At 77.5% G+C, this 1,059-nt stretch carries 1 pseudogene; it reads right to left on the bottom strand.

The window, feature by feature from the left end:
* A pseudogene (locus tag GRC12_RS44615) lies at positions 1-980 on the bottom strand (ATP-binding cassette domain-containing protein); the annotation flags it as partial.
* Positions 981-1,059 lie beyond the last annotated feature (79 nt).

The following is a 1,059-nucleotide window of genomic DNA, read 5'->3' as shown; positions in this document are numbered from 1 at the left end:
GGGGACGCGTCGTCGCCCGCGGGAGTACGGGGGCGTGTGTCGGGCGTCTCGCCCTTCCCGGCCGACGTCAGCCGGCGCAGCACCACCGTCAGGCGGGAGCCGCTCGTGCCGAGGCCGTGCACGAGGCTGTGGAGGGCCGGCAGAAGGGACTGGGTGGTGTAGGCGAGCGCGCCGACCAGGGCGCCGGTGCTGACGCCGTGGGCCAGGAGCCAGGGGGCGGACGCCAGGAGCAGGACGACGGGAAGCCGGCCGCCGAGCGCGAGCGCGGCGACCCGCAGGACGCCCCAGCGGGCGAGGGAACGGGCGGCGCGGAACTCGGCGCCGACGCGTTCCGCGGTGTCGGCGGCGATCGTCTGCTCGGCGCCGGTCGCCGTGACGTCGCGCAGCGCCGGACACACCGCGCCCAGACGGTCCGCCAGTTCCTCGTCGGCGGTGAGGAACGCCTCCTGCCGGCGCGCCAGCGGACGTAGCGTCGCCGCGAACAGGGCCACCCCGGCCAGCAGCGGCGGCCCGACGACCAGCAGGAGGAGCGGGTCGAGGGAGAACAGCCCGCCCAGCGCGCCCGCCGCGGTGAACACGAACGACCGCGACACCATGACCAGCCCGGCGAAGGCGTCCCGGGCGATCTCCACCTGCTGGGTGAGCCGCGAGAGCGCCCCGCCGTCGGCCTCCCGCACCCCGTGCCCGACCACCCGCTCCACCAGCCGGTCCCGCAGCGGCTCGACCAGCGCGGCGACGGCCCCGTAGACGCGCGCCGTCCCGTAAGCGCCCACGACCACGCCCAGTCCGGCGGCCGCGAGCCAGACCAGCCCCACGTCCGTCCGCCCGGCCAGGAACCCCTCGTCCAGCGCCCGCGCGGGCGCGTACCCGGTGAGGAACGTCTGCCCCGTCTCCAGCACCGACCAGGCCGCGAGCCCCACGACGACCCGCCACCGGACCCGGAGGAAGCGCAGCCCGCTCCGCACGACGCCGTCAGCCATCCCCGAACACCGCCCGGTACTCCGGATCGCGCCACAGCCGCGCGTGCGGTCCCACCGCCCGCACCCGGCCCCCCCCCAG

The sequence above is a fragment of the Streptomyces griseorubiginosus genome (assembly GCF_017614965.1).
Taxonomy (GTDB): Bacteria; Actinomycetota; Actinomycetes; order Streptomycetales; family Streptomycetaceae; genus Streptomyces; species Streptomyces griseorubiginosus_B.
Note: the sequence above shows the minus strand (reverse complement) of the source record. Positions and strands in the feature narration are given on the sequence as shown.